Raw genomic sequence first — 523 nt, 5'->3', positions numbered from 1 at the left:
GCCCAGAACCACAACGCGGAAGATGCTTAGACCAGCTTTATGGTTGTGCTCCAAGAAGATCAGGTTCGTTTCTGCGTAAGAGTAGTTCGCGATGATTGAAGTAAACGCGAAGAAGAAGATTGCAACTGTAACAAAGATGCCGCCCCAATCACCCACTTGCGAGCTCAATGCACGCTGAGTTAGCTCAATACCAGTAACTTCCGTTGCTTGACCTACATACTCGCCCGACATCAGGATAATCGCTACTGTTGCAGAACAGATAACGATCGTATCCATGAACACGCCTAGCATCTGAACGTAACCTTGAGATGCTGGGTGCGGTGGGTAAGGCGTTGCCGACGCTGCCGCGTTAGGCGCAGAACCCATACCCGCTTCGTTCGAGAATAGACCACGTTTGATACCGTTGATCATTGCTTGTGCAATCGCATAACCAAGACCACCCGCTGCAGCTTCTTGCAGACCGAATGCGCTCTTGAAGATCAGCATCAATACATCTGGTAGTTTCTCTAGGTTTGAGAATACA

Annotated in this window: 1 protein-coding gene; it reads right to left on the bottom strand. The window is 49.3% G+C overall.

Annotation, left to right across the window (positions count from 1 at the left end):
- Positions 1-523: alanine:cation symporter family protein (locus R8O11_RS31145; RefSeq protein ID WP_318195381.1), on the bottom strand; the 523-nt coding region annotated here is incomplete at both ends.

The sequence above is a fragment of the Vibrio sp. 1288 genome (genome assembly GCF_033344475.1).
The sequence above is the reverse complement of the archived record's forward strand: the minus strand, read 5'-3'. Positions and strand labels throughout refer to the sequence as shown.